The 23,862-nt window shown below is 71.5% G+C and carries 23 protein-coding genes; 8 read left to right on the top strand and 15 right to left on the bottom strand.

Annotation, left to right across the window (positions count from 1 at the left end; all coding sequences use genetic code 11):
* Positions 1 to 5: 5 nt before the first annotated feature.
* A complete protein-coding gene (locus tag ACWDY5_RS08850) occupies positions 6 to 869 on the top strand; it encodes a GNAT family N-acetyltransferase (protein WP_449721676.1) in 864 nt (287 codons plus the stop codon).
* A gap of 33 nt (positions 870 to 902) precedes the next feature.
* A complete protein-coding gene (locus ACWDY5_RS08855) occupies positions 903 to 1,220 on the top strand; it encodes a hypothetical protein (protein WP_449721677.1) in 318 nt (105 codons plus the stop codon).
* On the opposite strand, the gene ACWDY5_RS08860 is transcribed toward ACWDY5_RS08855, so the two are convergent.
* The 3 genes from ACWDY5_RS08860 to ACWDY5_RS08870 form a co-directional block, all read right to left on the bottom strand.
* Positions 1,217 to 2,050: a hypothetical protein gene (locus ACWDY5_RS08860; RefSeq protein WP_449721678.1), complete on the bottom strand. Its 834-nt coding sequence runs from the start codon at positions 2,048 to 2,050 to the stop codon at positions 1,217 to 1,219. The two genes, ACWDY5_RS08855 and ACWDY5_RS08860, sit on opposite strands and share 4 nt — an antisense overlap.
* Positions 2,047 to 3,066, bottom strand: coding sequence for a helix-turn-helix transcriptional regulator (locus tag ACWDY5_RS08865; RefSeq protein ID WP_252483889.1), 1,020 nt, complete (start codon positions 3,064 to 3,066; stop codon positions 2,047 to 2,049). Before ACWDY5_RS08865 ends, ACWDY5_RS08860 begins: the two co-directional genes overlap by 4 nt.
* A gap of 83 nt (positions 3,067 to 3,149) precedes the next feature.
* Positions 3,150 to 4,106 carry a M28 family peptidase gene (locus ACWDY5_RS08870; protein WP_449721679.1) on the bottom strand — a complete coding sequence of 319 codons (957 nt, stop codon included), beginning with the start codon at positions 4,104 to 4,106 and terminating at the stop codon, positions 3,150 to 3,152.
* A 148-nt stretch (positions 4,107 to 4,254) separates the two neighbouring features.
* On the opposite strand from ACWDY5_RS08870, the gene ACWDY5_RS08875 reads away from it, so the two are divergent.
* Both ACWDY5_RS08875 and ACWDY5_RS08880 read left to right on the top strand, forming a co-directional pair.
* Positions 4,255 to 5,202, top strand: coding sequence for a M28 family metallopeptidase (locus tag ACWDY5_RS08875; protein ID WP_449721680.1), 948 nt, complete (start codon positions 4,255 to 4,257; stop codon positions 5,200 to 5,202).
* A 68-nt stretch (positions 5,203 to 5,270) separates the two neighbouring features.
* Positions 5,271 to 6,737 carry an SDR family NAD(P)-dependent oxidoreductase gene (locus ACWDY5_RS08880; protein ID WP_449721681.1) on the top strand — a complete coding sequence of 489 codons (1,467 nt, stop codon included), beginning with the start codon at positions 5,271 to 5,273 and terminating at the stop codon, positions 6,735 to 6,737.
* A gap of 16 nt (positions 6,738 to 6,753) precedes the next feature.
* On the opposite strand, the gene ACWDY5_RS08885 is transcribed toward ACWDY5_RS08880, so the two are convergent.
* Together ACWDY5_RS08885 and ACWDY5_RS08890 are read right to left on the bottom strand one after the other, a co-directional pair.
* Complete coding sequence (locus ACWDY5_RS08885) at positions 6,754 to 7,668, bottom strand: hypothetical protein (protein ID WP_449721682.1); 915 nt, start codon at positions 7,666 to 7,668, stop codon at positions 6,754 to 6,756.
* 110 nt (positions 7,669 to 7,778) lie between these two features.
* On the bottom strand, positions 7,779 to 8,009 hold the full coding sequence (locus tag ACWDY5_RS08890) for a hypothetical protein (RefSeq protein WP_449721683.1): 231 nt from the start codon (positions 8,007 to 8,009) through the stop codon (positions 7,779 to 7,781).
* Between the two features lie 308 nt (positions 8,010 to 8,317).
* On the opposite strand from ACWDY5_RS08890, the gene ACWDY5_RS08895 reads away from it, so the two are divergent.
* The gene (locus tag ACWDY5_RS08895) at positions 8,318 to 9,967 is read left to right on the top strand and encodes a DUF885 domain-containing protein (protein WP_449721684.1); all 1,650 of its coding nucleotides are present in this window, start codon (positions 8,318 to 8,320) and stop codon (positions 9,965 to 9,967) included.
* Here ACWDY5_RS08895 and ACWDY5_RS08900 read toward each other — a convergent pair.
* From ACWDY5_RS08900 to ACWDY5_RS08925, 6 genes are all read right to left on the bottom strand, one after another.
* On the bottom strand, positions 9,939 to 11,306 hold the full coding sequence (locus tag ACWDY5_RS08900; protein WP_449721685.1) for a tryptophanase: 1,368 nt from the start codon (positions 11,304 to 11,306) through the stop codon (positions 9,939 to 9,941). The genes ACWDY5_RS08895 and ACWDY5_RS08900 overlap by 29 nt on opposite strands.
* A gap of 21 nt (positions 11,307 to 11,327) precedes the next feature.
* Positions 11,328 to 12,317 carry a tryptophan dimethylallyltransferase family protein gene (locus ACWDY5_RS08905; protein ID WP_449721686.1) on the bottom strand — a complete coding sequence of 330 codons (990 nt, stop codon included), beginning with the start codon at positions 12,315 to 12,317 and terminating at the stop codon, positions 11,328 to 11,330.
* Positions 12,318 to 12,619: 302 nt separating this feature from the next.
* Entirely contained in the window at positions 12,620 to 13,249 is a 630-nt protein-coding gene (locus tag ACWDY5_RS08910; RefSeq protein WP_252483897.1) for a GTP-binding protein, read from the bottom strand.
* Positions 13,230 to 13,601 carry a DUF742 domain-containing protein gene (locus tag ACWDY5_RS08915; protein ID WP_449721687.1) on the bottom strand — a complete coding sequence of 124 codons (372 nt, stop codon included), beginning with the start codon at positions 13,599 to 13,601 and terminating at the stop codon, positions 13,230 to 13,232. Before ACWDY5_RS08915 ends, ACWDY5_RS08910 begins: the two co-directional genes overlap by 20 nt.
* Before the next feature lie 4 nt (positions 13,602 to 13,605).
* Entirely contained in the window at positions 13,606 to 14,031 is a 426-nt protein-coding gene (locus ACWDY5_RS08920; protein ID WP_252483899.1) for a roadblock/LC7 domain-containing protein, read from the bottom strand.
* Positions 14,032 to 14,084: 53 nt separating this feature from the next.
* Positions 14,085 to 16,787, bottom strand: coding sequence for a nitrate- and nitrite sensing domain-containing protein (locus ACWDY5_RS08925; protein WP_449721688.1), 2,703 nt, complete (start codon positions 16,785 to 16,787; stop codon positions 14,085 to 14,087).
* 572 nt (positions 16,788 to 17,359) lie between these two features.
* Between ACWDY5_RS08925 and ACWDY5_RS08930 the strand changes: the two genes are divergently transcribed.
* Positions 17,360 to 17,752 carry a VOC family protein gene (locus ACWDY5_RS08930; RefSeq protein ID WP_449721689.1) on the top strand — a complete coding sequence of 131 codons (393 nt, stop codon included), beginning with the start codon at positions 17,360 to 17,362 and terminating at the stop codon, positions 17,750 to 17,752.
* 607 nt (positions 17,753 to 18,359) lie between these two features.
* Here the strand turns inward: ACWDY5_RS08930 and ACWDY5_RS08935 are convergent.
* A complete protein-coding gene (locus ACWDY5_RS08935; RefSeq protein WP_449721690.1) occupies positions 18,360 to 19,259 on the bottom strand; it encodes a glycoside hydrolase family 16 protein in 900 nt (299 codons plus the stop codon).
* A 159-nt stretch (positions 19,260 to 19,418) separates the two neighbouring features.
* Between ACWDY5_RS08935 and ACWDY5_RS08940 the strand changes: the two genes are divergently transcribed.
* Entirely contained in the window at positions 19,419 to 20,129 is a 711-nt protein-coding gene (locus ACWDY5_RS08940; RefSeq protein ID WP_449721691.1) for a GntR family transcriptional regulator, read from the top strand.
* A gap of 64 nt (positions 20,130 to 20,193) precedes the next feature.
* Here the strand turns inward: ACWDY5_RS08940 and ACWDY5_RS08945 are convergent, their stop codons facing one another.
* From ACWDY5_RS08945 to ACWDY5_RS08955, 3 genes are all read right to left on the bottom strand, one after another.
* A complete protein-coding gene (locus ACWDY5_RS08945; protein ID WP_449721692.1) occupies positions 20,194 to 21,384 on the bottom strand; it encodes a glycoside hydrolase family 64 protein in 1,191 nt (396 codons plus the stop codon).
* A gap of 185 nt (positions 21,385 to 21,569) precedes the next feature.
* Positions 21,570 to 22,706 (bottom strand): S1 family peptidase, encoded by a 1,137-nt coding sequence (locus tag ACWDY5_RS08950; protein WP_449721693.1) that lies wholly within the window; start codon positions 22,704 to 22,706, stop codon positions 21,570 to 21,572.
* 180 nt (positions 22,707 to 22,886) lie between these two features.
* A complete protein-coding gene (locus ACWDY5_RS08955; RefSeq protein ID WP_449721694.1) occupies positions 22,887 to 23,075 on the bottom strand; it encodes a hypothetical protein in 189 nt (62 codons plus the stop codon).
* 274 nt (positions 23,076 to 23,349) lie between these two features.
* Here ACWDY5_RS08955 and ACWDY5_RS08960 point away from each other — a divergent pair, with 274 nt between their 5' ends.
* Positions 23,350 to 23,850 (top strand): hypothetical protein, encoded by a 501-nt coding sequence (locus ACWDY5_RS08960; protein ID WP_449721695.1) that lies wholly within the window; start codon positions 23,350 to 23,352, stop codon positions 23,848 to 23,850.
* Positions 23,851 to 23,862: the final 12 nt, after the last annotated feature.

Here is a 23,862-nt window from a genome sequence, read left to right on the forward strand (position 1 = left end):
AAGCGGTGAGCGCCACCAGGTCCGGGAAATACGAGCACGGGCTGCGCGGCATGCAGGAGCTGGCCGACGCGGTGTGGACGCCGGGCAGCCGCTGGCATCCCGGCGAGCTGGCCTGGGCGCGGTTGCAGCACCTGGGCCGCGAGCCGGACTGGCCGACCCGGTTGTGGCGGCAAGGATCCACGGTGCTGGCCTGGGGCTGGGTGGACCTGCCGGGCACGCTCTACCTCCAGGTGCGGCCAGACTGGGCGGAGCTGGTCGGCGAGGTGCTGGCCTGGGCGGAGCCGGTGGCCACCGAGGCGCTCTCGGTGCTGGTGCTGGACCGGGAACGCCACCTGGTGGAAGGCTTGCGCGCCAACGGCTATGTCGAGTCCACTTCGGACGGTCCGTTCTTCCGGCGGATGGTCGGCGGACTGGCCGAGGCACCCGAAGTGGTGCTGCCGCGGGGTTTCACCATCCGGGAGGCCACCGACCTGGCGGCCAGGACGGAGCTGCACCGGGCCGCCTGGCACCCCTCGCGGGTGACCCTGGCCGGCTACACCAACGTGACCAAGGCCTGGCTGTACCGGCGGGAGCTGGACCTGGTGGCGCACGCCCCGGACGGCACACCCGCCGCCTACTGCCTGGGCTGGCTGGACTCGCGCGGCCGGGCCGGGGTGTTCGAGCCGGTGGGCACCGCGCCGGAGTTCCGGGGGCGCGGGCTGGGCAGGGCGGTGTGCCTGGCGGTGCTGGCGCGGATGCGAGGGCTGGGCGCGGACACCGTCACCGTGCTGCCCCGCGGTGACGCGGCCTACCCGATGCCGGCGCGGCTCTACGCCGGGCTGGGGATGACGCCGATCGGCCGAACGGTGGTCTTCACCCGGGCGCGCTGAACCATTCCCCGACTGGCGGCCGTTGGCCGGAACATGAGCACCGCGTCGATCGCCGGAATCCTCGTCATGCTGCCCGCGCTGGTCGGGATCGCCATCCTGTGGCGGTGGAGCGCGCCCGGCCTGGCCGAGCCCAAACCCCTGCCCCAGCCCAGAGACCTGCTCGCCAAGGCCAGACAGGCCGCGGAGCGGTTCACCCCGCAGCGCCGCGCGCCGATCGGCCCCCGGATCGGCGCGCACCGCAGCCGGGTGCCGCGGTACGCGCCGATGCCGACCATGCCTTCGGTGGCCGAGCTCCGCGCCAGGGAGGACGCGGACCACCTGTCCTATTACCCGAGACTGCGCCGGGACTAGCGCCGGAAGCGCCAGGTCTTGCTGTCGAAGGCGATGCAGATGCTCGGCGAGAGCACGACCACCCGCAGCGTGCCGTCCCGGAAGTCGTAGTCCACGCCCTCGACCTCGAAGTTCCCGGAACACCCGCTCTGCAACGGCAGCCGGCCCAGCTCCCGGACCACCCCCCGGACGTCCGCACCGCCCAGCGCGGCGTCCAGGTCGACCTGGAGCAGCTGCTTGCCCGGTCCGTCGGAGGCGCAGAGCAGCTGGGTGGCCGAGGTGAACTCGCAGCCCTGGATGTTGGTCACCGTGCGGTCCAGCCGGATCGCGAAGGCGTACGGCAGGTTCTTCCCCGGATCCGTCACGGCCACCCCGGGGTTGGGGAAGACCAGGAAGCGGTTCATGTCCCCCCACTCCCCCGACACCAGCCACCTGGCGTCGGGGGAGACGGCGGCGAAGGAGTTGTTGACGGCTTCCCAGGACTCCAGCTGGTGCACGTACTCCGCGCGCCTGCCGTCGGCGGTCTCCACCCGGAACATCTTGGCGCGCAAGGTGCTGCTCTGGTACGGCTCCACGTAGACGCCCTGCCGGGAGCCGGGGTCGCCGATGTGGTCCCAGCCCCTGGTGCGCACGTCCAGGGGGATGGTGCCGATGCCGGTGTAGCGGATGGATCCGTTGCCGTTGCGGATGATCGTGGCCAGGCCCTGGCTCTCGTCCAGCGGCCGGGCGTGGTCGGAGCCCAGGGTCTTCCACGGGCCGACGTCGGCGGAGGCGGGCAGGGCGCCCAGTACCATGGCGGTCAGGACGAACAGGGTGGTGGTGGCGCTGCGCAGGACGTTCCCGCGGGTCATGCTCGCTCCTGGGGGACGGAGGGGTGGCGCGGCGGAACCGGATCGGAGACTACCCGGTTCCGTTGCCCGCGGTCGAGCATGCCGCGGTCCAGCAGTCCCAAAGCGGCCGCGCGCAGCCCGGCCTGGAACCGGCTGGTGGCGCCGAGGGTGTCCATCAGCGCCCGGACGTGTCGCTGCGCGGTGCGCAGGCTGACGCCCAGGCGCAGCGCGATGGTCTTGTCGGTGAGCCCGGCGGCGAGCAGTTCCAGCACCCGCCAGTCGATGCCGGGGGTGGCGTGCTGGCCGGGCAGCGGGGCCGCGCGCTGCCAGCTGTGCTCGAACAGCGAGCGCAACCCGGTCAGCAGCGCCGAGGCCGAGACCAGCAGCGCGCTGTCGGTCTCCTGCCCGATGGCCACCGGCAGGATCGCCCACCGCCGGTCCACCAGCCCCAGCTTCGTCGGCAGCCCCGGCAGCACCCGGATCCGCTCACCCCGGGACCGCCTGCGGTGCAAGGCGTCCAGCACATGCGCACAGTCCACATAGGACGCGTCGTAGACGGTCCGGTAGACCACGCCCGCGGCCAGCGCGCTGCGCGCCTCCTCGTTGGCCGCGCCCGCCACGTAGGGCGGCCGCTCGAACTGGCACACCTCGAACCGGGCCGCGCGCTGCAACCCGGCCCAGCGCCGCCCGATCGCGGCGTGCCCGCGCAGCAGCTCCACCGGCCCGTGGCTCTCCGAGTCGCCACTGGCCCGGTCGTAGAGGGTCATCAGCGCCGGGATGAGCGCGCGCACCCGGTGCAGACGCTGGTGGTGGGAGACGATGTAGGACTCGATCGCCGAGTCCGGCGGCACCCGGGCCCACCGCCCGTCCGCGCCGACCACCAGCCCGGCCTGGTCGAGCAGGCCGAGCAGGGCGGCGGTGCGGTCGGGGTCGAGGCGGGCCGCGGCGGCCAGCTCGCCGGTGGTCCAGGACGGGCGGGTCAGCACGATCTCGTAGACGCGCTGTTGGTCGGCGGTGAGGCCGAGCACCTCCAACATGCCACACACTCCGAGGCAGGGGTACCTCGACATCTACCGCCCCGGGCGGCGGGCCACTACCCGCCGCCCGGAGGGTCACCCACCTACGCGGCGGCGGGTTCCCCAGCGGCGAAGGTCGCCCCGGCCAGCGTCCACGCGCCGTGGGCGGCGGCGTTGGTGGCCACGCCCATGACGTTGGCGGCGACGTTGGTGATGGTGTCGCAGCGCTGGTGGTAGCAGGGATCGCTGCCGCTGCCGATGCCGCCGACCGGGATGCCGACGCGGGAGAAGCTGGCGTGGTCGGAGCGGCCGCCGATGTTCATCGAGCGGGTCGGGATGCCCTTGCCGCGGAAGTAGGCCTGGAACATCTGCGCGATGGCCGCGTTGTCGTTGTAGACGCCCCAGGTGGTGGTGTTGCGGGCGCCGACCATGTCGAAGTTGAGGTAGCTCTTGATCTTCGTGCGCTCGGCGGCCGGCAGTGAGTTGACGTAGTAGCGGGAGCCGATCAGGCCCAGCTCCTCCGCGCCCCACCAGCCGAACCGCAGCTTCTTCTGGGTGACCAGCTTCGCCCTGGACACCGCCAGCGCGGTCTCCAGCGCCGCGGCCGAGCCGGAGGCGTTGTCGTTCATGCCCGGCCCCGCGGTCACCGAGTCCAGGTGCGCGCCCAGGAACACCACCTGGTTGGCGTCGCCGCTGGTCCAGTCGGCGGTGAGGTTCCAGCCGGTGGCGCCGTTGTGGGTGAAGGACTGCAGGGTGGTGCGGAACCCGGCGGCGTCCAGCTTGGCCTTGACGAAGTCCACCGAGGCCTTGTAGCCGGGCCTGCCGTGCGCCCTGGTGCCGCCGTTGCGATCGGCGATCGCCTGGAACTCCCGCATGTGCGCCATCACATTCTCGGCCGGAATATCCGGCGGCGCGGCATATATCGGCGAGTTGACTATGCTGGTGGTGCGGATATGGCCGAGACTGGACTCCGCGCTCGCCGAGGGGGCCAGCGGAAGTCCCAGCAGGGCAACGGTTGTCAGCGCGGTGAGGGCTCGCGAGGCCGTCCTTGTCACGGGCATGAGCACGCTCCTTGGGTCCGGGAATCTACCGCCGCACGCTAGGTCGCCGGATGCGGCGCACGGGCGGGCTGGCGCAGATGCGGTGCGGCACTGGCGCAATTACGTCGCGGCGGACCCCGAGGCGTTGCGCCGCAACAGACTTCCCGCTATGCGAACGCTTCTCGCCGCAGTGCTGGCCACCGCACTGCTGACCCCCGCCACCGCCACCGCCGACCCGGCCCCCGCCAACCCAGCCCCCGCCGCCGCGGCCCCCGACATCCCGGTCGCCGCCGTGCAGCGCCACCTCGCCCGCTTCGACGCCATCGCCGCGGCCAACGGCGGCAACCGCGCGCACGGCCGCCCCGGCTACCGCGCCTCCATCGACCACGTGAAGTCCATTGTGGACAGTGCAGGCTTCCGCACCACCCTGCAACCCTTCAGCTACCGCGGTGCCACCGGCTGGAACCTCATCGCGGACTGGCCGGGCGGCGACGAGAACGACGTGCTGCTCACCGGCGCGCACCTGGACAGCGTCACCACCGCCCCCGGCGTCAACGACAACGGCTCCGGCTCGGCCGCCATCCTGGAGGTCGCGCTGGCCGTGGCCAGGGAGAAGCCGGCCACCAAGCGGCACCTGCGGTTCGCCTGGTGGGGCGCGGAGGAGCTGTGGATGATCGGCTCCGCGCACTACGTGAACACCCTGCCAGCCGCCGAACGGGCCAAGATCAAGGCCTACCTCAACGTGGACATGATCGGCTCGGTGAACACCGCCTACTTCGTGCTCGACGGCGACCGCTACCCGGCGGGCTCGGTGGCGCTGGAACGCGCGCTCAAGGAGTACTACGCCCGCATCGGCGTGCCGGTGGAGGACCTGGACATGGGCGGGCGCGGCGACCACGCCTCCTTCACCCGATACCAGATCCCGGTCGGCGGCCCGTTCACCGGCGCCGAGGGCCGCAAGACCGCCGCCCAGGCCCGCAAGTGGGGCGGCACCGCGGGCGCGCCGTACGACCCCTGCTACCACCGGGCCTGCGACACCGCCCGCAACATCGACGCCACCGCGCTGGACCGCAACACCGACGCGGTCGCGCACGCGGTGTGGACCCTCGCCACCTGACCCGCCCGCCGCCGCTGCCACGTACAGTGGTCAACCGGCAGACCAGCAGCGGAACGGATTGAGCGGCGATGACGGCGAGTGTCGACGAGGAGATCGAGCAGACCGGCGGCCCGGGGATCGACCCGGACCGGATGGCGATCTGCCTCCAGGTGCTGGCCGAGGTCGAACAGCTGCCGACCGAGCACCCGGACGCGGTGGCCGTGCGCAGGGCCACCGCCGCGATCTTCAAGGACGTGCGCAAGCGCCGTCGCCAGGCCAAGCGGCAGGCGGTGGCCGAGGCCGACCGCGCGGTGACCGCAGCCACCGCCACCGGCTCGCCGGAGCGGATCGACGACGAGACCCGCGGCATCCCGCTGGTGTCCAACGCCGCCGGCGCCACCGCGGGCACGCTGATCCGCTCCCGGGCCTGCTACCACTGCAAACAGCGCTACCACGTGGTGGACGCCTTCTACCACCAGCTGTGCCCGCCGTGCGCGGCGCTGAACCGCTCCCGCCGGGACGCGCGCACCGACCTGACCGGGCGGCGCGCGCTGCTCACCGGCGGCCGCGCCAAGATCGGCATGTACATCGCGCTGCGGCTGCTCCGCGACGGCGCGCACACCACCATCACCACCCGCTTCCCCAACGACGCGGTGCGCCGCTTCGCCGCGATGGAGGACAGCGGCGACTGGCTGCACCGGCTGCGCGTGGTCGGCATCGACCTGCGCGACCCGGCCCAGGTGGTCGCGCTGGCCGACTCGGTCGCCGAGCAGGGCCCGCTCGACATCCTGATCAACAACGCCGCGCAGACCGTGCGCCGCTCCCCTGGCTCCTACGCGCTGCTGGAGTCCGCCGAGTCCGCGCCGCTGCCCCCCGGCCCGCTGCCCGAGCTGATCACCTTCGGCCACACCAGCGACGCCCACCCCAAGGCGCTGGCCGGGTCACTGGCCGAGGCCAGCGTGCAGGCGCACAACCTGACCGCGCTGGCGCTGACCGCCGGTTCGGCCTCGATGGACCGGGTGGCCGCGGACATCGCCATCGACGCCGGTGGCCTGGTACCCGACCTCCAGGACGTGAACAGCTGGACCCAGCGGGTGCACGAGGTGGACGCGCTGGAGATGCTGGAAGTCCAGCTGTGCAACCAGACCGCGCCGTTCATCCTGATCAGCAGGCTGCGCCCGGCGATGGCCTCGGCGACGGCGCGGCGCAAGTACGTGGTGAACGTCTCCGCGATGGAGGGCCAGTTCAGCCGCAAGTACAAGGGCCCCGGCCACCCGCACACGAACATGGCCAAGGCCGCGCTGAACATGCTCACCCGCACCAGCGCGGAGGAGATGCTGACCACCGACGGCATCCTGATGACCGCGGTGGACACCGGCTGGATCACCGACGAGCGCCCGCACCCGACCAAGATGCGCCTGGCCGAGGAGGGCTTCCACGCCCCGCTCGACCTGGTCGACGGCGCGGCCAGGGTGTACGACCCGATCGTGCGCGGCGAGGCGGGCGAGGACCTGTACGGCTGCTTCCTGAAGGACTACGCGCCAGCGGCCTGGTAACCGCGCGCCCGATGTGTCAGCAGGGCAGCCGGTAAGCGAGCCACTCGTCGGCCACCACCAGCCCGGCCCCGGCCAGCGCCTCGGCCAGCACCGGGTCCTCCAGCTCGCGCACCACCAGCGTGGCGACCTCCAGCCGCGCCTGCTCGATCACCGCGACCAGCAGCACCAGCAGCTCGGCCGAGGTGGTGTCCCGGTGCACGACCAGCTCGACCTCGGCCGTCTCGTCGTCCACCAGCACCGCGGTGGCGAAGGCCTTGGGCTTGCCGTCGACGTCCCGCAGGTCCACGGTCAGGTATCCGGCCAGGTCGGCGCCGACCGCGTCGGCCACGTCGTCGACGGTCCACTCCCCGCCCAGCACGCCCGCGCACAGCGGCACGTACTCGGTCAGCTCGGCCTCGGTCGGCTCCACGGGCAGCTCCCGCACCACGACCTCCGGCAGCCCGCCGGGCGGCTGCCACCCGGCGAGCTCCAGCCGCCACACCCGCCCCAGCTCAGCCGCGGTCACCGCGTCCACCGCCGCCGCGGCCAGCCGGTCCAGCCGCCCCTCGGTGTCACACCAGCGCACCCCGGTGCACCCGGCCTCACGCGCCAGCTCCACCGCCGCCCGCACCAGCACCGCCAGCACCTCGACCTCGGCCGCCGAGCCCTCGCCGACCGCGCCGGCGACCCGCCGGGCCTCGCGCTCGAGGAGCACCCACTGCAACCCGGCGTCGGTCTCCGGCAGCTCCGGCCAGAACAGCTCGGCCCAGCCCAGCAGGGTCTCGCCCCGCCGGGCCACCACCGCGCCCAGCAGGCCGCGGTCCTCCTCTTCGAGCTCCGGCTCCGGCTCACCGAGCTCGGTGAACATCTCGCGAACCAGCTTGAGGTCGATGTGCTCGTCCCGCCGGAGCTCGACGGTGAGCGCGGTGGCGTCAGTGGTCCCGGTGCTCATGCTTTCCCCGTTCGCCGTGCCTGGCGCGAAGGTACTGGCAGACCCGGCCCGCTGACCTGCGGAACCACCCGGTGGGGCGGTGAACGCAACCCGGTCGGCGGCGGGGTTCACTAGGTGAATGGGGTGACCGTGGGCAGGCGGTGATGGCGGTCGGCGAACTGCCACTCGTGCCACAGGTACACGTGCACCCCCATCACGTCCGCCACGATCTCGGCCACATGGCTGCGCACCGTGACCCCGCAGCGGTACGGGCACTCCATCACCAGCCGGACGTCGCCGGGTTCGGTGTCGGGGCGCCGGCGCTGGACTGGGATCGGCGTCTGGTTCGGGTTTCTCCCCATGCCCCAAACCTGGCCGGTGACTTTCGGGCAAGGCAGGTTCCGACTGCGTGACAGAGTCGCCGGTTTGCCGGACACGGGGGGACAGTGATGGGGTATGGCTAACACCCGTGGGAGTGAGTCCGATCCCACGAATGAGGTACGAGGAGAGAGTGGGGAGGTCACTCAGTGAACCCGAAGAAGCACGAGATCCTGGACACCGGCAACTCAGGCACGCACTGACACCAGTCTCGGCGCGAGTGCGGCGCCGAGGCCCGCAGGGGACGGCCAGGGGCCGCCGTCCTCCGGCCACAGACGGGCACACTGGGGGAATGACAGAGGTGGGGGCGCTGGCCGACCGGTTGGTCGAGGTGCTGGCGACAGAGGATCCGCTCAACGACCTACTCGACGGGCAGCCCGGTTTCCAGGGACTGCTCCCGCAGATCTCCGCCGCCGGTCAGGCGCGGACCGCGGCCGCGGCGGCCGATCTTGCCGCCGCCGCAACGGAACTGGCGGTATCCGGGCCGGACGCGGTCACCAGGGACGTCCTGGTGCAGCAGGCCGAGGCGGTCCGGACCCGGTCCGCCACCCGGCTGGCCGAGCACACCCTGCTGGACCTGATGCACGCCCCCGCGGTGGTCGCGCTCAACCGGCTGCCCTCGGCCCGGCCCGCGACCGCCGAGCAAGAAGAGTTCTTCCTGACCCGGATCGCCGGACTCCCGGCCTACCTCGCCCAGGCCGCCGACCGGCACCACGAGGGCGTGGCCTCCGGCCGTACTCCGGTGGCCCGTTCCCTGCACACGCTCACCGGGCTGCTCGAGAACTACCTCGCCCGCCCTGACCAAGATCCGCTGGCCCAAGCGCCGCTGACCGGCGACCGCACCGCCCGGCGAGAACGACTGCTGGCCGACGAGGTCCGCCCCGCGGTCGCCGCCTACCGGGCCATTCTCCAGGAGATCACCGGCCGCCCCGACGAACAGCCGGGCCTGTGCTGGCTGCCCGACGGCGAGGCGAGCTACACCGCGCTGGCCCGCATGCACACCACCACCGAGCGCACCCCGGCCGAGCTGCACGCCGAGGGCCTGAGCCTGCTCGCGGACCTGGAAGCGGAGTTCGCGCGGCTGGGCGGGCCGCTGTTCGGGGTGCGCACCGGGGCCGAGGTGCGGGCGCGGCTGCGCACCGACCCGGCGCTGAAGCTGCGGGACGGGGCCGAGCTGCTCACGCTGTCCCGGGCGGCCATGGACCGGGCCGAGGCGGCCGCGCCGCGCTGGTTCGGCCGGATGCCGGGTCACCGCTGCGAGCTGCGCGAGACGCCGCCGGACAAGGCGCCCACCGCCTCCACCGCCGCCTACCTGCCGCCGCCGCTGGACGGCTCCCGGCCGGGCATCTACTACGCCAACACCTACCGGGTCACCGAGCGGGACCGCTGCGTGACCGAGGCCAACGCCTTCCACGAGGCGGTGCCCGGCCACCACTTCCAGCTGGGCCTGGCCGCCGAGCTGACCGGCCTGCCCACGCTGCGCCGGGTGGCCTGGGTGAACGCCTACATGGAGGGCTGGGCGCTCTACTGCGAGCACCTGGCCGAGGAGATGGGCCTGTACTCCGGCGACCTGATGCGGCTGGGCGCGCTGGCCAACACGGCCATGCGCGCGGCGCGGCTGGTGGTGGACACCGGGCTGCACGCCTTCGGCTGGCCGCGCGCCCGGGTGGTGGCCTTCCTGCGCGAGCACACCGCGATGACCGAGGTGGAGATCGCCTCCGAGACCGACCGCTACATCGAGACCCCTGGCCAGGCCCTGTCCTACCTGGTCGGCCGGATGGAGTTCCAGCGGCTGCGGGCCCGCGCCGAGCGGGAGCTGGGCGCGGGCTTCGACATCCGCGGCTTCCACGACCTGGTGCTCGGCGGCGGCCCGCTGCCGCTGACCGTGCTGGACCGGGTGGTGGACGACTGGCTCAGGGCCGGGGGGCCAGCCGGCAGTTGAAGTGCCGCAGCAGCGGCGGGTTGTGCGTGAGCCGGTAGCCGGGCACCCGCTCGGGGTCCTTGGCGATCTCGGCCAGGATCTCGCCCACGTACTCCAGGTGGCTCTGGGTGTAGACCCGGCGCGGGATGGCCAGCCGCACCAGCTCATACGGGGCGGCCTTGGTCAGCTCGTCCTGCTCGTCGAACTCGCCCAGGTAGAGCGAGCCCAGCTCGGCGGCCCGGATGCCGCCGCGCCGGTACAGCTCCAGGGCCAGCGCGTGCCCCGGGAAGGAGCTGGGGGGCAGGTGGGTGAGCAGGCGGCCGGCGTTGAGGTAGATGGCGTGGATCCCGGCCGGCTGCACGATGGACACCCCACCGGCCACCGCCAGCTCGCCGAGGTGGCGGGACTGCTCGGCGCGGGCGCGCAGGTAGTCCGGTTCGGTCACCTCGCGCAGACCCTGGGCCAGCATGTCCAGGTCCCGCCCGGCCAGGCCGCCGTAGGTGCGGAAGCCCTCGGTGGCGATCAGCAGCAGCTCACAGCGCCCGGCCAGCTCGGGGTCACGCACCGCGAGCAGCCCGCCCATGTGCACGATGCCGTCCTTCTTCAGGCTGGCCACGCACCCGTCGGCCAGCGCGAAGGCCTCCCGCGCCACCTCGCGCGGGCTGCGGTGCTGGTAGCCGGGTTCCCGCTGGGTGACCAGCCAGGCGTTCTCGGCGAAGCGGGCCGCGTCCAGGAAGTAGGGCACCCCGTGCGCGCGGCACAGCGCCGCGGCGGCCTTGAGGTTGGCCATAGACACCGGCTGCCCGCCGCCGCCGTTGTTGGTGATGGTCATGATCACCAGGCCGACCGGGGTGCCGTCGGTGAGCACCCGCTCCAGGGCTGCCAGGTCGATGTCGCCCTTGAACGGGGCAGGCTCGTCCAGGTCCTTGGCCGCCGGGCCGGGCAGGTCCAGCGCGGTGCAGCCGAGCAGCTCCACGTTGGCCCTGGTGGTGTCGAAGTGCGTGTTGCTGACGCTGACCTGGCCCGGCTTGAGCAGCGCGGTGAACAGGATCCGCTCGGCGGCGCGGCCCTGGTGCACCGGCCACAGGTGCGGGTAGCCGGTCAGCTCCTCGACCACCTCCTTGAACCGGAAGAAGGAGCGCGCCCCGGCATAGGACTCATCGCCCAGCGCCGAGGCGGCCTGCTGGGCCGCGGACAGCGCGCCGGTGCCGGAGTCGCTGAGCAGGTCGATGGTGACCACGTCGGCGGGCAGGTTGAACTGGTTGTACCCGGCCTCGACCAGCGCGGCCTCGCGCTGCTCCGGCGTGGTGATCGGGATCGGCTCCACGACCTTGATCCGGTAGGGCTCCATCAGCGGCATACGGGGTGGCTCCGCTCTTTCTCAGGATGCGAGGGACTCCGGGCGCGGCGGGGTGACCGCGTAGCTTTCGGCCGAGAGGTACACGGTGAGCCCGGTGTGCGGGCGGCCCGTGCGCAGGGACAGGTGCGGGATGAGGCCGACGCCCTCGTTGAGCGGGCGGCGGGCCAGCACGGTCAGCGCCCGGTCCAGCAGCGCCTGGTCCAGGCCGTGCTTGGCCAGCAGCGCGTGCGCCCTGGCCAGCGCGACCTCGTCGTCGGCGGCGTAGTCGCGCACCGGGAGGTAGACGGAGAACCCGCTGGCCCGGTCGGTGTCCCCGGCCAGGAAGCTCAGGCTGGAGATCAGCGGCCGCCCGGTGAAGCGGCCCCGGTGGCCGCCGGCGATCGCGGTGAACTCGCGGATCTGCTCCTCCTCCACCTGCCGGGCCGCGCCCGCCGCGCGCAGCAGCTGGGCCAGGTCGCCGTCGTGGTGGGAGAGGTAGACCTTGACCCTGGGGTCGGGCTGGGTGTGCAGGTCGATGGAGAAGAAGGAGTAGCGGTCCAGCTCATCGCCGGGACGCAGCCGCCGCCGGAGGTTGGCGTAGGCGCCGCCGAAGCCGAGCCGGTCCAGCCCGGCCTCGACCAGTTCGCCCGCGACGGCACGGCCGCGGACCTCCGGGTTGAAGTAGATCTTGAACGCCGGCGGCAGGCCGGGGCGCAGCACCACCGACCACCACCAGGCGAAGCGGCCCTGCGGGTGCTCGGGCAGGAACAGCTCGGCCACCGCCTCGAAGGCGGCGAGGGAGAAGCCGTAGCGCCGGGCCAGCCGGGGCAACAGCTCCTGAGCTGCACAAACGTTTGCTTCGATGGACGTGCCCTCGCCGAGGGTTTCCAGCAGCAGGCGCACCGCGGGGCGGCCGGCCCGGTCGACGGCGAGGGAGAACTCGACCGGGGTGTGGTCGTCGGCGACGTCGGAGGGCCAGGCGGGCGGTTGCCCGATGGACCGGTCGCCACCGGGTCCGAGCATTTCCCGCACGAGGTCGGCATATTCTTCGGCCGCATTTGTGGAATGGGAAAGACCAACCGCCCGGCAGAGCTCGCTGGTTAGTCCGGAAATGTCGTCAGCCAGCGAGAGCGTTGCCTTGCCCATCTGACTCCGTATCGTCGTTACGACACCGACGGCTGATCAACTTAGCCGAGCGGAGATCACGACGACACCGCTCTCCCGGTGACCATGACAACCAGCTGCAAGTTACGGAACGCACATCTCAGTGCGACCGGGCATGACCGGCGGACGCCGCGCGCCCGCCGTTCGTGCACAGGTCAGAGATCACACGACTACCCACCGTTGCCCGGACTGACCAGCTCCGCGTCGTCGCCCGCCGACTCGGCCAACCGGGCGAGCACGTGCTCGACCAGGGTCACCAGCGCGTCCTTGCTGGACTCGCGCTGACGCGCGTCGACCATGAGCACCGGCACGTCGGGGTTGAGCACCAGCGCCTTGCGGATCTCCTCCGGCTCGTAGCTGTGCGCGCCCTCGAAACAGTTGACCGCGACCACGAACGGGATTTTCCGGCGCTCGAAGAAATCGACCGAGGGAAACGAGCTGTCCAGTCGGCGGGTGTCCACAAGGACAATCGCGCCAATCGCGCCATTGGCGAGTTCGTCCCACATGAACCAGAACCGGTTCTGGCCGGGCGTGCCGAAGAGGTAGAGCACGATCTCGGTGTTGATGCTGATCCGGCCGAAGTCCAGCGCGACCGTGGTGGTGGTCTTGCCCTCGACCCCGGCCAGGTCGTCGACGTCCTCGCCCGCCTCGGTCAGCAGCTCCTCGGTGCTCAGCGGGGGGATCTCGCTGACCGAGCTGACCAGCGTGGTCTTCCCCGCCCCGAAACCGCCGGCGACCAGCACCTTCACCGAGGTGGGGATCACCAGCTCGGCTTGCGGGTCAGATCCTGCGGACACCATCGAGCACCGCCTCCAATAGGTTCCTACTCGGTCGTTCCAAGGCCCCGGCGTACCGGGTGACCACGTCGCCGCGTTCGATCAGGTCGCTGACCAGGACCTTGACCACGATGAGCGGCACATCGATATAGGCGGCGACCTCGGCGACCGACAGGGGGTGCCGGCACAGGTCGATGATGGAGAACTGCTCCGGGGTCAGGGTCTGCAGGTCGTTGTCGGTCAGCACGCTGACGATCTGGGTGGCCAGGTCCAGTTCGGTGTTGCCCGGCCTGGTCCGGCCCCTGGTCATCGCGTACGGCCGCACCAGCGGACCGGCCGCCTCGTCGAACCAGTGCGCTTCCTCGTCTGCGGGCATGCGCTCAGCTCCTCGGGGGGTTGGCGGCGGCGGTTTCCCGTGGGGCTGAGCTGAGGTAGACGCCCACCTGCTTGACCAGCAGGTTCATCTCGTAGGCGATCATGCCGACGTCGGCGGTCTCCTCGGCCAGCAGCGCGAGGCAGGCGCCCCGTCCGGCCGCGGTGACGAAGAGGTAGGCGTGCTCCATCTCCACGATGGTCTGGCGCACGGCGCCACCGCCGAAGTGCCTGCCGGTGCCGCGGGCCAGGCTCTGGAAGGCCGAGGCCATCGCGGAGAGGTGCTCGGAGTCATCCTTGGACAGGTCCTGCGAACGGCCGATCAGCAGGCCGTCGGAGGAGAGCACGACCGCGTGCCGGACCCCGACGGTCCGCTGCACCAGCTCGTCCAGCAGCCAGTTCAGATCGGTGTTCCGAGAAGCCTTGTCGCTCATGCTGGGCTGACCTTCTTCGTCGAGGCCGACGTCGGGCGGGCGGCGGCCATTGATCATCCTGGGAATGGGTCTGCGTCGCGTCCCTCGCGGGTCCCGCGCTGGAAGGCGGCCATGGTGTCGCGAACCTGCTCCGGCGAGCGTCCCGCGGTGGCCGGGACCTCGTTCTCGCCGGTGTCGGTGGCGCCGGAGTCGGCGAGCAGCTGCGGCGCCAGGTTTTGCTGCGGCCGGCGGACCGGCAGCGCGGGCCGTTCTCCCGCCGGCGCACCGGTGCGGGCCGCCGCGGCGGTGGCGGCGCGGGCGTTGACCACCGGGATCTCCCCCGTGGTGGCGTTGCGGTCGACCCCGCCCCGGACCTGGGGCTGCTCCCCGGTCGGCGTGTTGTGCGTGAGCAGTGGCGCGTGGGTGAGCAGCGCGCCCGGCCCGGTCTGCTCCAGCGGGAGCCCGCCGGTGCGCTCGGCCGGTTGTTCCGGCGGGGCCAGTTCCTCGTGCTCGTAGCGGTCCTCCGGGGTCGAGGGCTTCTCCTCCTGGATGCTGGCGAAGGTCGCCCCGCCGAGCAGGTTGATCGAGCGGCCGGGGGTGTCCTCGCCGCTGCTGAGCGGGTCGGCCCAGAAGCTGTGCAGGTCCCGGCCGGGGCGGTCGTGCTCACCCTCGGCCAGCTCGTCGTCGTCCACCTGGTCTTCTTCTGCCGCGCGCTGCTGGTGGACCGGTCCGAGCGGCGTGCGAACGGGTTTTCCCGAGCTGGTCGCCCGCTCCCGCTTGGTCAGTTCGCGCAGGGTGTCCTCGGAGAGCTGGGTGCGCACGTCGGAGGCGAGGATCTCGTTGGGCACCAGGATGACCGCCCTGGTGCCGCCGTAGGGCGAGTCGCGCAGCTCGACCCGCACGCCCAGGCGCAGCGCGAGCCGGGCGACCACGAACAGGCCGAGCCGGGAGTCGCCCTTGAGCGCCATCGCGTCGAACTCGGGCGGGTCGGCCAGCATCGCGTTGGCCCGGTCCCGGTCCTCCTCGCTCATGCCCAGGCCGTGGTCCTCGACCTCGACCACGACGCCCTTGGCCGCGATCGAGCCGTGCACCTGCACCTGGGAGCGCGGCGGGGAGAAGGAGGTGGCGTTGTCCACCAGCTCGGCGACCAGGTGGATGGTGTCGGCCACCGCGGAGCCGATGACCGCGGCGTCCGGGATCCGCTGCAGGCGGACGCGGGCGTAGTGCTCGGTCTCGGAGATGGCCGCGCGCAGCACGTCGACCAGCCGGATCGGCTTGCGCCAGCGGCGGCCGGGCTGCTCGCCGCCGAGGATGATCAGGTTCTCCGCGTTGCGGCGGGCCCGGGTGGCCAGGTGGTCGAGCTGGAAGAGGCCCTCGATCTGCTCGGGGTCCTCCTCGTGCCGCTCCATCCGGTCCAGGATCTTCAGCTGCCGGTGCACCAGGGCCTGGTTGCGGTGGGCGATGCCGAGGAAGACGTTGTTGACGCCCTCGCGGGCCTGGGCTTCCTGCACGGCCGCGGCGACCGCGGTGAGCTGGGCGGCGTTGAAGGCGCGGGCCACCTGGCCGATCTCGTCCCGGCCGTAGTCCAGGTCGGGCACCTCGACGGAGACGTCCACCGGCTCGCCCTTGCGCAGGCGGCGGACGATGTCGGGCAGCCGTTCGTGCGCGAGCTCCAGCGCGTCCCGCCGCAGGCTGTCCAGGCGCACCACCAGCGCCCGGTCCACCAGTTTCCGGGAGACCTTGAGCGCGACCATGATCGCCACCACGGCCAGGATGAGCGCGATGAGCGAGCCGATGAGCGCGTTGGTCAGCGAGTCGCCGCCATCCTGCAGCGCCCGGCCGGAGACCAGGTCGGCCTGCTGGATGGTGAGCTTGGCCAGCTGGTCGGCCACGCCGACGGTCAGCCGCTGCCACTCCTCCTCGCTGATGCCCACCGCGGCCTGGCTGCCCCGGCCGCTGCGGGCGACCCACGGGCCGTTGCTGATCAGGGAGTTCTCAACCTCGGCGAGCCTTTTCCAGGAATCGCTGTCGCGCAACTGGCGATAACTGTCCTGGACCTCCTGGCGAGCAAAGGGGATTGCGCTCTCCAGCTCGGAGTGGTATGCGCTGACCAGGTTGGTGAACTCAAGGTGGTCAGCCGCCGGAAGGCTACCGGTGGCGATCGCCCCGGCCATCAGCGAACCGGCCCTGGACATGCGGTCACCGGACCGGAAAATTGCCGTCGCGCCGATACCGCCCTGGGTAGAGGTGACATCGGGCACGATACGGGCCTGGGTGTCGAACAACCGGGCGGCGGAATCCAGCAGCCGGTTGTAGAAGGCGTAGACCTGCGCCTTGTCGATACCGGAGGACTCGATCCTGGTGCGAATCCGGGGCAGCTCCTCCAGCAGGGAGTTGAGCTGGTTGATGCGGTCGACCACCGCGGGCGGGGCGTTGCTCACCACCGGCGGCAGGGCGGCCTTCATGACGCCGAGCGCCTCGTCGGTCTGCTGCTGCACCATGCGCAGTTCGGTGGTCAGCCCCGTGGCGGGTTTGCCCAGGTAGACCATGCCGAGCTGGCGTTCTTTCTGGGCCGAGGCGAGCGCGTTGACCGCGGGGATGGACACCGCGCGCACACCGGCGGCGACCTCACGCAGGTAGTACCCGTCGAAGATCAGGTAGGACGAGCCGGACACCCACATGACGAGCAGGGCCACACTCGGGATCAGCACGGCGCCGGTCAGCCGTGTCCTGATCGACCGGTGGCTCTTCTGAGAACCGTTTTCTTCCGAGCTCACGACGCTCCACTGCTTGTGAAAGACCACCCCGGGAAACCGCGGCGGAAATTCACCGCGCCGCTATCCACCAGGGGAAGTTGGACCGGAGGGGACGGTAACGAGTTCCTGGTTGAATATGACACCTTCCATACCGAGGAGTTCTCCCGCCCGAGCGCGGGGAGATTAACACGGACGCTGGCTTCGTTACCAGCCCCAACAAATGCGCATTAACGCAGAAGACGCGAAACCTTACCAGCGCGAGCACCCGCAAGCCCAGACCCGATTGACGAGGATTGGACTGTAAGTGCCGTCACCTGCGCTTTTTCCGGAAGTAACCTACCTCACTCCAGGTCATCACCCGACCCCAGCCCGTGTCGATCACCACCAAGGTCCCCCGGACGGCGGTCGCGCCCCACCCACGAGCCCTACTCACCCACTGCGGCCGCCGATGCCCGAACGGGCGGTAGCACAATGCGCAGGGCACGAGCGTGACCACGATCACGAACCAAGAGAGAATCACCGCCGGTTGTTCCCCACCCCCTTTCCGAATAAAACGTGAGCAGTTTTCAAGTCTCTTTGCGAGGATCCACACCGTGAAGTCCGCCATCCGCCACATCACCGTCAACTGCGCCCCACCCTTGGAGCCCTACACCCTGGCCGAGTTCTGGAGTGCCACCCTCGGCCACCCGATCCACCCCGACGACACCCCAGGCGACGACGAGGTCCTGATCGAGCTCCCCCACTCCCCCGGCCTGCTCTTCATCCGAGTCCCCGACCCCAAGTCGCCCACCACCCGCAACCGCCTGCACCTCGACCTCCAGCCAGAACAACCAAGAGACGAAGAGGTCACCCGCCTCCTGGCCCTGGGCGCCACCTTCGTCGACGACCAGCGCACCGAAGACGGCCGAGGCTGGGTGGTCCTGGCCGACCCAGCAGGCAACGAGTTCTGCGTAGAACGCAGCGACACCGAACGCACCACCCCCTAGCCCGCCCGCTGCCCAGCCCGCCCTCCACCCCGCCCCGCTCGCACACCGCCCAAGCCGCCTCGGCCCTCTACCCGGATCGCCCCCGTCCCAGCCCGCCTGCCGTCCGGGCCACCCGCGCTCGCACCCGGGCGCGTGCGGTGACCGTCCGAAACCGCGGTATGCTGCCAACGTGATCAGCGCAGCTCAGAGCGCTACTCACAGCCCGCCCCCACCGCCGCGTCACCCGTCCGAGTGGCCAGCCAAAACACGAAGGCAACCAAAACGGGGGTTCGAGCGTTCCGCAGAGGAACGGTGGCGGCGGCGGGGCAGAGCCGGACCAGCACCCAGCCCGGCCACGGCCACGGCCACAGGAAACAAGCAGCCCGGCCCACCGCACAGAAAACAAGCAGCCAAGCCCAGCGAGCCAGCCCAGCCCCAGCGAGCCAGCCCAGCCCCGGCGACCCGGCCGCGGCCTCTTGCCGCCCGGAAGTCCGGGCTCGCCGGAGCCCACGCACGGCGGAGTCCACGCACGGCGGAGCCCGGGCACAGCGGGGCCCGGGCACAGCGGGGCCCGGCCTGCGGGGGGACCCAGTCGGCACAGGGCGGCGGGACTGGGGCCGGGCTGGGGTCAGGTGGCCGGGACCGTGTCGATGAACTGGGTGCCGTTGGCTCGGTGGGTGTCGACCTGGTGGCGGACTTGGGCTGGGGTCAGGACCTGGTTGCGGGCGAAGTAGACCCAGTCGGCCTGTTGGTGGTACCTGCGTTCCGGGCCCGCGCCGTTGAGGTCGATGAACCAGTGGTTGAAGTTGATCAGCATGGGCGTCTCGGGGTAATACTTGTCGCCGTGGTCGGCGATGAGCTGGCCGTCGACGTAGTACTTCATGCGGCCGTTGGCGACCTGCAGGACCAGGTCGTGCCAGCCGGCGAAGCTGCGGTGGGAGCGGGTTGAGGTGTTGTCGGCCCACCACGGGTCCGCCTGGTAGGTCTCCCACGAGGTCAGGAACATGGTGTTGGTCTGTTCGCCCCAGCCGCCGTTGGGCAGGTACTCGAAGTCCTGTTCGCCGTAGTCCGGGTCGCGGTCGTGGCGGAGCGGGGTGATCGTGTAGAAGGTCTGCACCACGTGGTCGCCGTCGGGGCCGTAGGCCGGGGTGTCGGTCATGTGGAAGCGGGTGCCGTAGGTGCCCTCGAAGAACTTGCGGCCGGTGTTGAGTTGCGACTGCCTTGTGCCGCTTGGGGTTCCGTTGGTCTGGGCGCTCAGTTGCGCGACCTGCTGACCGCCGACGGTGGGGAAGCTGACCAGGTTCGGGTCCCAGGCCGCGCCGCCGACTCCTGGGCCGCCGGTGCCGGAGCGGACGGTCCAGCCGCGTTGGGGCAGGCGGGGGTCGGCGCTGCCGGTGTAGTTGAAGTCGTCGAAGAGGACTTGGGTCGGCTGGGGTGGGATGGCGGCGCTCGCGGGCAGGGTGGTCAGGGCGAGGGTGACCAGGGTGGACAGGCCGGCGGACAGCAGCCGAATTCGTTGCGGGGACACGACTTCCTCCTCAACACCGCGGGGATGTGCGGGGTGGCGGCGGTGTCGGGCGTTCTGACTTGACCAATTGGTAAGTTCAGTGACGTGAACGACCGTTGCACAGAAGCCCGGCGGCGTCAACCGGTGGCCGGGTCCGGTCGTCGTGGACATACTGGGCCGGTGGCCAGACCGGTGGCGCGCAAGCGCGAACGCGTGCGCGACTACCTGCTGGAGCTGGTCGAGACCCGGCCGGAGGGCACCGCGATCCCCTCCGAGCGCACCCTCTGCGCACTGCTGTCGGTCTCCCGGCCCACGCTGCGCTCGGCGGTGGACGAACTGGTCAGCTCTGGGCTGCTGGTGCGCGAGCACGGGCGAGGCATGTTCGTGGCGCGGAACAAGGTCACTCAGGAACTCGTCGGCGAGCACGTGCCGCTGGCCGCGCCCAAGGGGGAGGGCGACTGGTCAAGTCGGGTGCTGGAACTGGTCAGGATTCCGGCTGGGGCCAGGATCGGGTGCAAGCTGGAGCTTTCCCCCGGGGCCGAGATCACCTATGTGGCCCGGTTGCGGCTCGTGGACGGCATGCCGATCGCGTTGGAGCAGCTGCACATTCCGGTCGCGGTCGCCCCTGACCTGTCCACAGTGGACTTCGAGCGGCCCGGACTGCACGCCGCGTTGCGAAAACGCGGGGTGGTGGTGCACGAAGCGGTGCAGTCGATCGAGCCGACGGTGACCGATGAGACCGAGTCCGAGCTGCTCGGTGTGCCGCTGCTCAGCCCGGCGCTGCTGTTCGACCGGCGCACCACGGACACCGGCGGCCGTGCGGTGGAGTACGCGCGCTCGATCTACCGTGGCGACCGCTACCGGATCGTCTCCCGCCTGTCGCTGGCGTGACCCGGCCGGCCACCGCAGCAGGGGTGGCGGTGGCCGGACGGGCGCACGTTGCGGTGTGATGGGATCAGCGGAGGCGCCTGACGTCGACGGTGAGCGTGCCCGGGTCGCCGGAGCGGGTGGCGCCGCTGAAGTCCGGGCCCGGGGAGACGTCGTCGTAGGGGAATGCGTAGCCGCGGTTGTCCGGCAGGCGCTCGTGCACGATCCGGGCGTAGTGGTTGGTGGCCGGGGTGCGGTAGAAGTTGCTCGCCACTTCGCCGTGCGGCTGGTTCGGGTTGGACAGCAACGTGGTGCGGTTCAGCGCCGCGGCCAGCCGCGGGATGATCGCCTTGCGCACCTCGCTGGCCCCGGCCAGGCTGAACGGACCGGAGTCGCAGCTGAACACGTCAGCGGTGCTGGGCTTGGTGAAGGTCTCGCCGTTGCTGAAGCGCAGCACCCCGCCGCTGACCCGGCCGGTGAGCCTGCCCGGACCGCTCTGGGTGTCCACCACCAGGTCGGTGCCCGCGTACTTGGCCCAGCACTGGTCGATGTAGCCGCCCAGGTAGTTGGCGAACGCGCTCGCCTTGTAGTGCGCGCTCATCGCCCGCAGGTTGCGGCCGTCCGGACCCTTCTGGATCAGCTGGTTCCAGGCCGAGCCCTCCTTGGACGCCTGGGCCTGCAGCGCCGCGCAGATCCCGTCCAGCGCGCCGGCCGGCAGGCCAGGCACGGTCTCCACCCGGCCGGAGAGCGAGCGCAGCGAGATGCCCAGCGGCGCGGCCACGAAGTCCACGTAGCTGATGTTGGCGAACAGCTCGGCCTCGTTGAAGGTGAACTCGGCGAAGGTCCAGTTCTTGTTGATGTTGGGGTCGCCCGGGTTGAGGAAGCTGGGGTGCACGATGTGCGGGCCGGGGTTGACGAAGAAGTTCAGCTTCGCCCCGGTCACCACGTAGATCCGCGCGCCGTACATGCGCGGGATGGACACCGTGGTGGAGGACCCGGGACCGCCCAGGGCGATCGACGGGTCCTCGCCCAGCGGGGTGACCGGCGAGCCGGGCGAGGGCGGGTAGTAGGAGCTGCCGTCCCGGCGGACGAACAGCGGGCGGTTGCCGGACAGTCCCACGACATAGGCGTAGGCGGTGGCCGATCCGGAGTTGTTGACCAGGTTCAGGGTGAATCTCTGCGGCGTCGCGGCAGTGGTGGCGTGCGCGGCGAGCTGGCCGAGGGCAGGGGTGGCCAGAGCTGTCGCGGACGCGCCGAGGAAGAGGCGACGAGAGATCATGAACTTTCCTCCACGTCGAGGAAGCTGATCCATGCCACTGGCGGCTGCGACCTGGAAAAACTCAGCTGGTAGGGACACAGGGGGTGCGTGAGAGCGCTCTCGCACACCCCCTACGGTGCCCCTGGTTCCCGAGGAAAGTCAAGGTGTTCAGATCGGGAACATATTCTGGGCCGCGTTATATACCGTCATGCGGTATGCAACGCCAGTCCGTATACGGACAGGATCTCGTTGATCGGCTGGAACCAGGTCCGCCCGCCGCCCCGGCAGTCGCCGTAGCCGCCGGAGGTGACGCCCTGGGCCTGGTCGCCGGTGATGAACGAGCCACCGGAGTCACCGCCCTCGGCGCACACGCTGGTGCCGGTCATCTGGTGCACCGCGCCCTGGGCGTAGTTGATGGTCTCGTTGTGCGACAACACCTGTCCGCAGTGCCACTTGGTGGTGGAACCGGAGCGGCACACCGAGGTCCCCACCGGCGCCACCCAGGAGCCGCGGACCAGGGCGTCGGAGACGGTGCCCCAGCCGAGCACCACCGGCACCGTCCACCAGCCGCCGCCGGTGCGCACGAAGGCGTAGTCGTTGCCGGGGAAGGAGGAGCCGGCGAAGGTGCCCATCCAGGAGCGGTCCCAGCCGTTGACCTGGGCGCCGGTCCCCGCGCAGTGGCCGGCGGTGACGAAGCCGCCGTGCACCGAGAAGCCGATGGAGCAGCGCACGTTCCCGGTGTAGTACGGGTCGCCCCCGACCACCCCGGCCGCGTAGGTGCGCGGGGTCCGGACCCCGGCGCGGTGCACGGTCACCGGGCCGCTGGCGCGGGCCTGGTCGAGGAAGTCGCGGACCGATGCCTCCTCGGCGTCCTCGACCACGTTGACCACCACCGTGTTGGCGCGGGGGTCGACGTGCCAGCTGGCCACCCCGGCCGGGGCACGCTTGGCCGCCGCCAGCTGGTCGAGGGCGTCCTTGGTGCCCGCCAGGGCTTTCGCGGTGTGGGTGACCGGCACGGTTTCGGCTCCGGTGGCGCGCACGGCCTCGGCCTTGGCCGGGTCCGTGATCGCCACCACCAGCCTGCCGCGGCCGGCGTCGAACCAGGAGCCGCCCAGTGCCGGGCCCGCGGCGGCCTCGGCGGCCGGGACCAGCCGGGAGGCCCGGTTCTCCTGGCGGACGCGGAGCGCGGCCCGCTCCGCGGTGAGCCCGAGGTCCTGCCGCATGGCGGGCAGTAGTCCGGGTGAGAGGACGGGATCGGCCAGGGCCGCGGGTGCGGCTCCGGCGGCGACGGACAGGGCGAGTGACACGGCGAGGCCCAACCGGCCCGCTGCGCTGCGGTGCATCTGAGTCTCCTTGTGGCGGAAGGAAATGTGACCCAACTGCGTGGCGGCGGACGCTCAACGTGACACGGTGGTCCAGACCGGTCAAGGGATCGGGTGTGGCTGACCGGTTCCGGACAGATCCGGGCGGCGACACCACAGGGCCCCCGCCCGAACGGACAGGGGCCCGGTGGTGCAGGGGGATCAGGCCGTGTACCTGGTGAACGGGACTCTCAGGCCATAACCGGCGGGTATGTCCGAGCCGGGGGCGGCCAGCGCGCCGGTCGCGGGCGCGGTGGCCAGGACGGTGACGGCGCCTGCGGCGAGCAGCGCCGCCGACAGCGCGGCCAGCGGGGCCAGCCGCCGTGGGGACTTGCGGGGAAGGTCTGTCATGGCAGGGGCGCACCTTCGATTGGTCTGGGTATGGCCAGTGTCGGCGACCCCGGGGATCGGTGCGGTGCCGACGAAGGTAGATGTCTCCAATAAATGACCGCAATACTTCAATGGATTTGCGCAAGAGTTGCACAATCGGGCCTGCGGCTCGCGTGGACTCGGTAGCGCGGCGCAAGGGACTTGCCCGGATCGGCGCAAGCGGCTTGCGCGGGCCGAACGGGGTAACCGTGGCCCGTGGCTGAACCGAACCTGGGCGCCGGCGCGTTGCCCGGACATGGACCACGTCGTCGAACCGCCTCGCACCGCCTCGGTCTGGACGCCCTACCCCGACGCGGAGGACGGTCCGCACGACCCGGCGCGGGATGTGCTGTGGCGGATCAGCGAGCTGCTCGTCGCGCACGGTGTGGCCAGCGCGGATGTGCACCTGCTGCTGCCGCCGGAGCGGCAGGTGCGCACCGCGCTGCGCTGTCAGGAGGCGCGCAGGCAGGACGCCGCGCTGGCCGCCGACCTGTCGGTGTGCGAGTCCTTCGCCGCGGTCTGCCCGGTGCACGATCCGTTGGTGCGCAGGGTCTTCCGCGGTCGCGGGCTGCGCTGCACCGGTCGCAGGGACAGTTGCCCGTGGCGCGGGGAGGGCTGGCGGCGGCACTGCGCGGCGCCGATGGCCGCGGTGGTGGAGCACCCGGTCACCGGCGAGCGGCGGCGGTGGTGCCTGGTGCACCTGGAGGTCGAGCGGGCGATGAACCCCGGGCTACGGGTGGTCGCGGCGGCGCACTGACCGGGCCGGCTC

The sequence above is a fragment of the Crossiella sp. NPDC003009 genome, from assembly GCF_053591555.1.

Excerpts from the sequence above, each read along its gene's own strand:
- ACWDY5_RS08885 (WP_449721682.1), bottom strand. The coding sequence starts at position 7,668 with ATGAGCACCGGGACCACTGACGCCACCGCGCTCACCGTCGAGCTCCGG.
- ACWDY5_RS08895 (WP_449721684.1), top strand. The coding sequence starts at position 8,318 with ATGACAGAGGTGGGGGCGCTGGCCGACCGGTTGGTCGAGGTGCTGGCG.
- ACWDY5_RS08915 (WP_449721687.1), bottom strand. The coding sequence starts at position 13,601 with ATGCCCGCAGACGAGGAAGCGCACTGGTTCGACGAGGCGGCCGGTCCG.
- ACWDY5_RS08950 (WP_449721693.1), bottom strand. The coding sequence starts at position 22,706 with ATGCACCGCAGCGCAGCGGGCCGGTTGGGCCTCGCCGTGTCACTCGCC.
- ACWDY5_RS08870 (WP_449721679.1), bottom strand. The coding sequence starts at position 4,106 with ATGCCCGTGACAAGGACGGCCTCGCGAGCCCTCACCGCGCTGACAACC.
- ACWDY5_RS08855 (WP_449721677.1), top strand. The coding sequence starts at position 903 with ATGAGCACCGCGTCGATCGCCGGAATCCTCGTCATGCTGCCCGCGCTG.
- ACWDY5_RS08900 (WP_449721685.1), bottom strand. The coding sequence starts at position 11,306 with ATGCCGCTGATGGAGCCCTACCGGATCAAGGTCGTGGAGCCGATCCCG.
- ACWDY5_RS08860 (WP_449721678.1), bottom strand. The coding sequence starts at position 2,050 with ATGACCCGCGGGAACGTCCTGCGCAGCGCCACCACCACCCTGTTCGTC.
- ACWDY5_RS08875 (WP_449721680.1), top strand. The coding sequence starts at position 4,255 with ATGCGAACGCTTCTCGCCGCAGTGCTGGCCACCGCACTGCTGACCCCC.
- ACWDY5_RS08955 (WP_449721694.1), bottom strand. The coding sequence starts at position 23,075 with ATGACAGACCTTCCCCGCAAGTCCCCACGGCGGCTGGCCCCGCTGGCC.
- ACWDY5_RS08945 (WP_449721692.1), bottom strand. The coding sequence starts at position 21,384 with ATGATCTCTCGTCGCCTCTTCCTCGGCGCGTCCGCGACAGCTCTGGCC.
- ACWDY5_RS08910 (WP_252483897.1), bottom strand. The coding sequence starts at position 13,249 with ATGGTGTCCGCAGGATCTGACCCGCAAGCCGAGCTGGTGATCCCCACC.
- ACWDY5_RS08880 (WP_449721681.1), top strand. The coding sequence starts at position 5,271 with ATGACGGCGAGTGTCGACGAGGAGATCGAGCAGACCGGCGGCCCGGGG.
- ACWDY5_RS08865 (WP_252483889.1), bottom strand. The coding sequence starts at position 3,066 with ATGTTGGAGGTGCTCGGCCTCACCGCCGACCAACAGCGCGTCTACGAG.
- ACWDY5_RS08920 (WP_252483899.1), bottom strand. The coding sequence starts at position 14,031 with ATGAGCGACAAGGCTTCTCGGAACACCGATCTGAACTGGCTGCTGGAC.
- ACWDY5_RS08890 (WP_449721683.1), bottom strand. The coding sequence starts at position 8,009 with ATGGGGAGAAACCCGAACCAGACGCCGATCCCAGTCCAGCGCCGGCGC.
- ACWDY5_RS08960 (WP_449721695.1), top strand. The coding sequence starts at position 23,350 with ATGGACCACGTCGTCGAACCGCCTCGCACCGCCTCGGTCTGGACGCCC.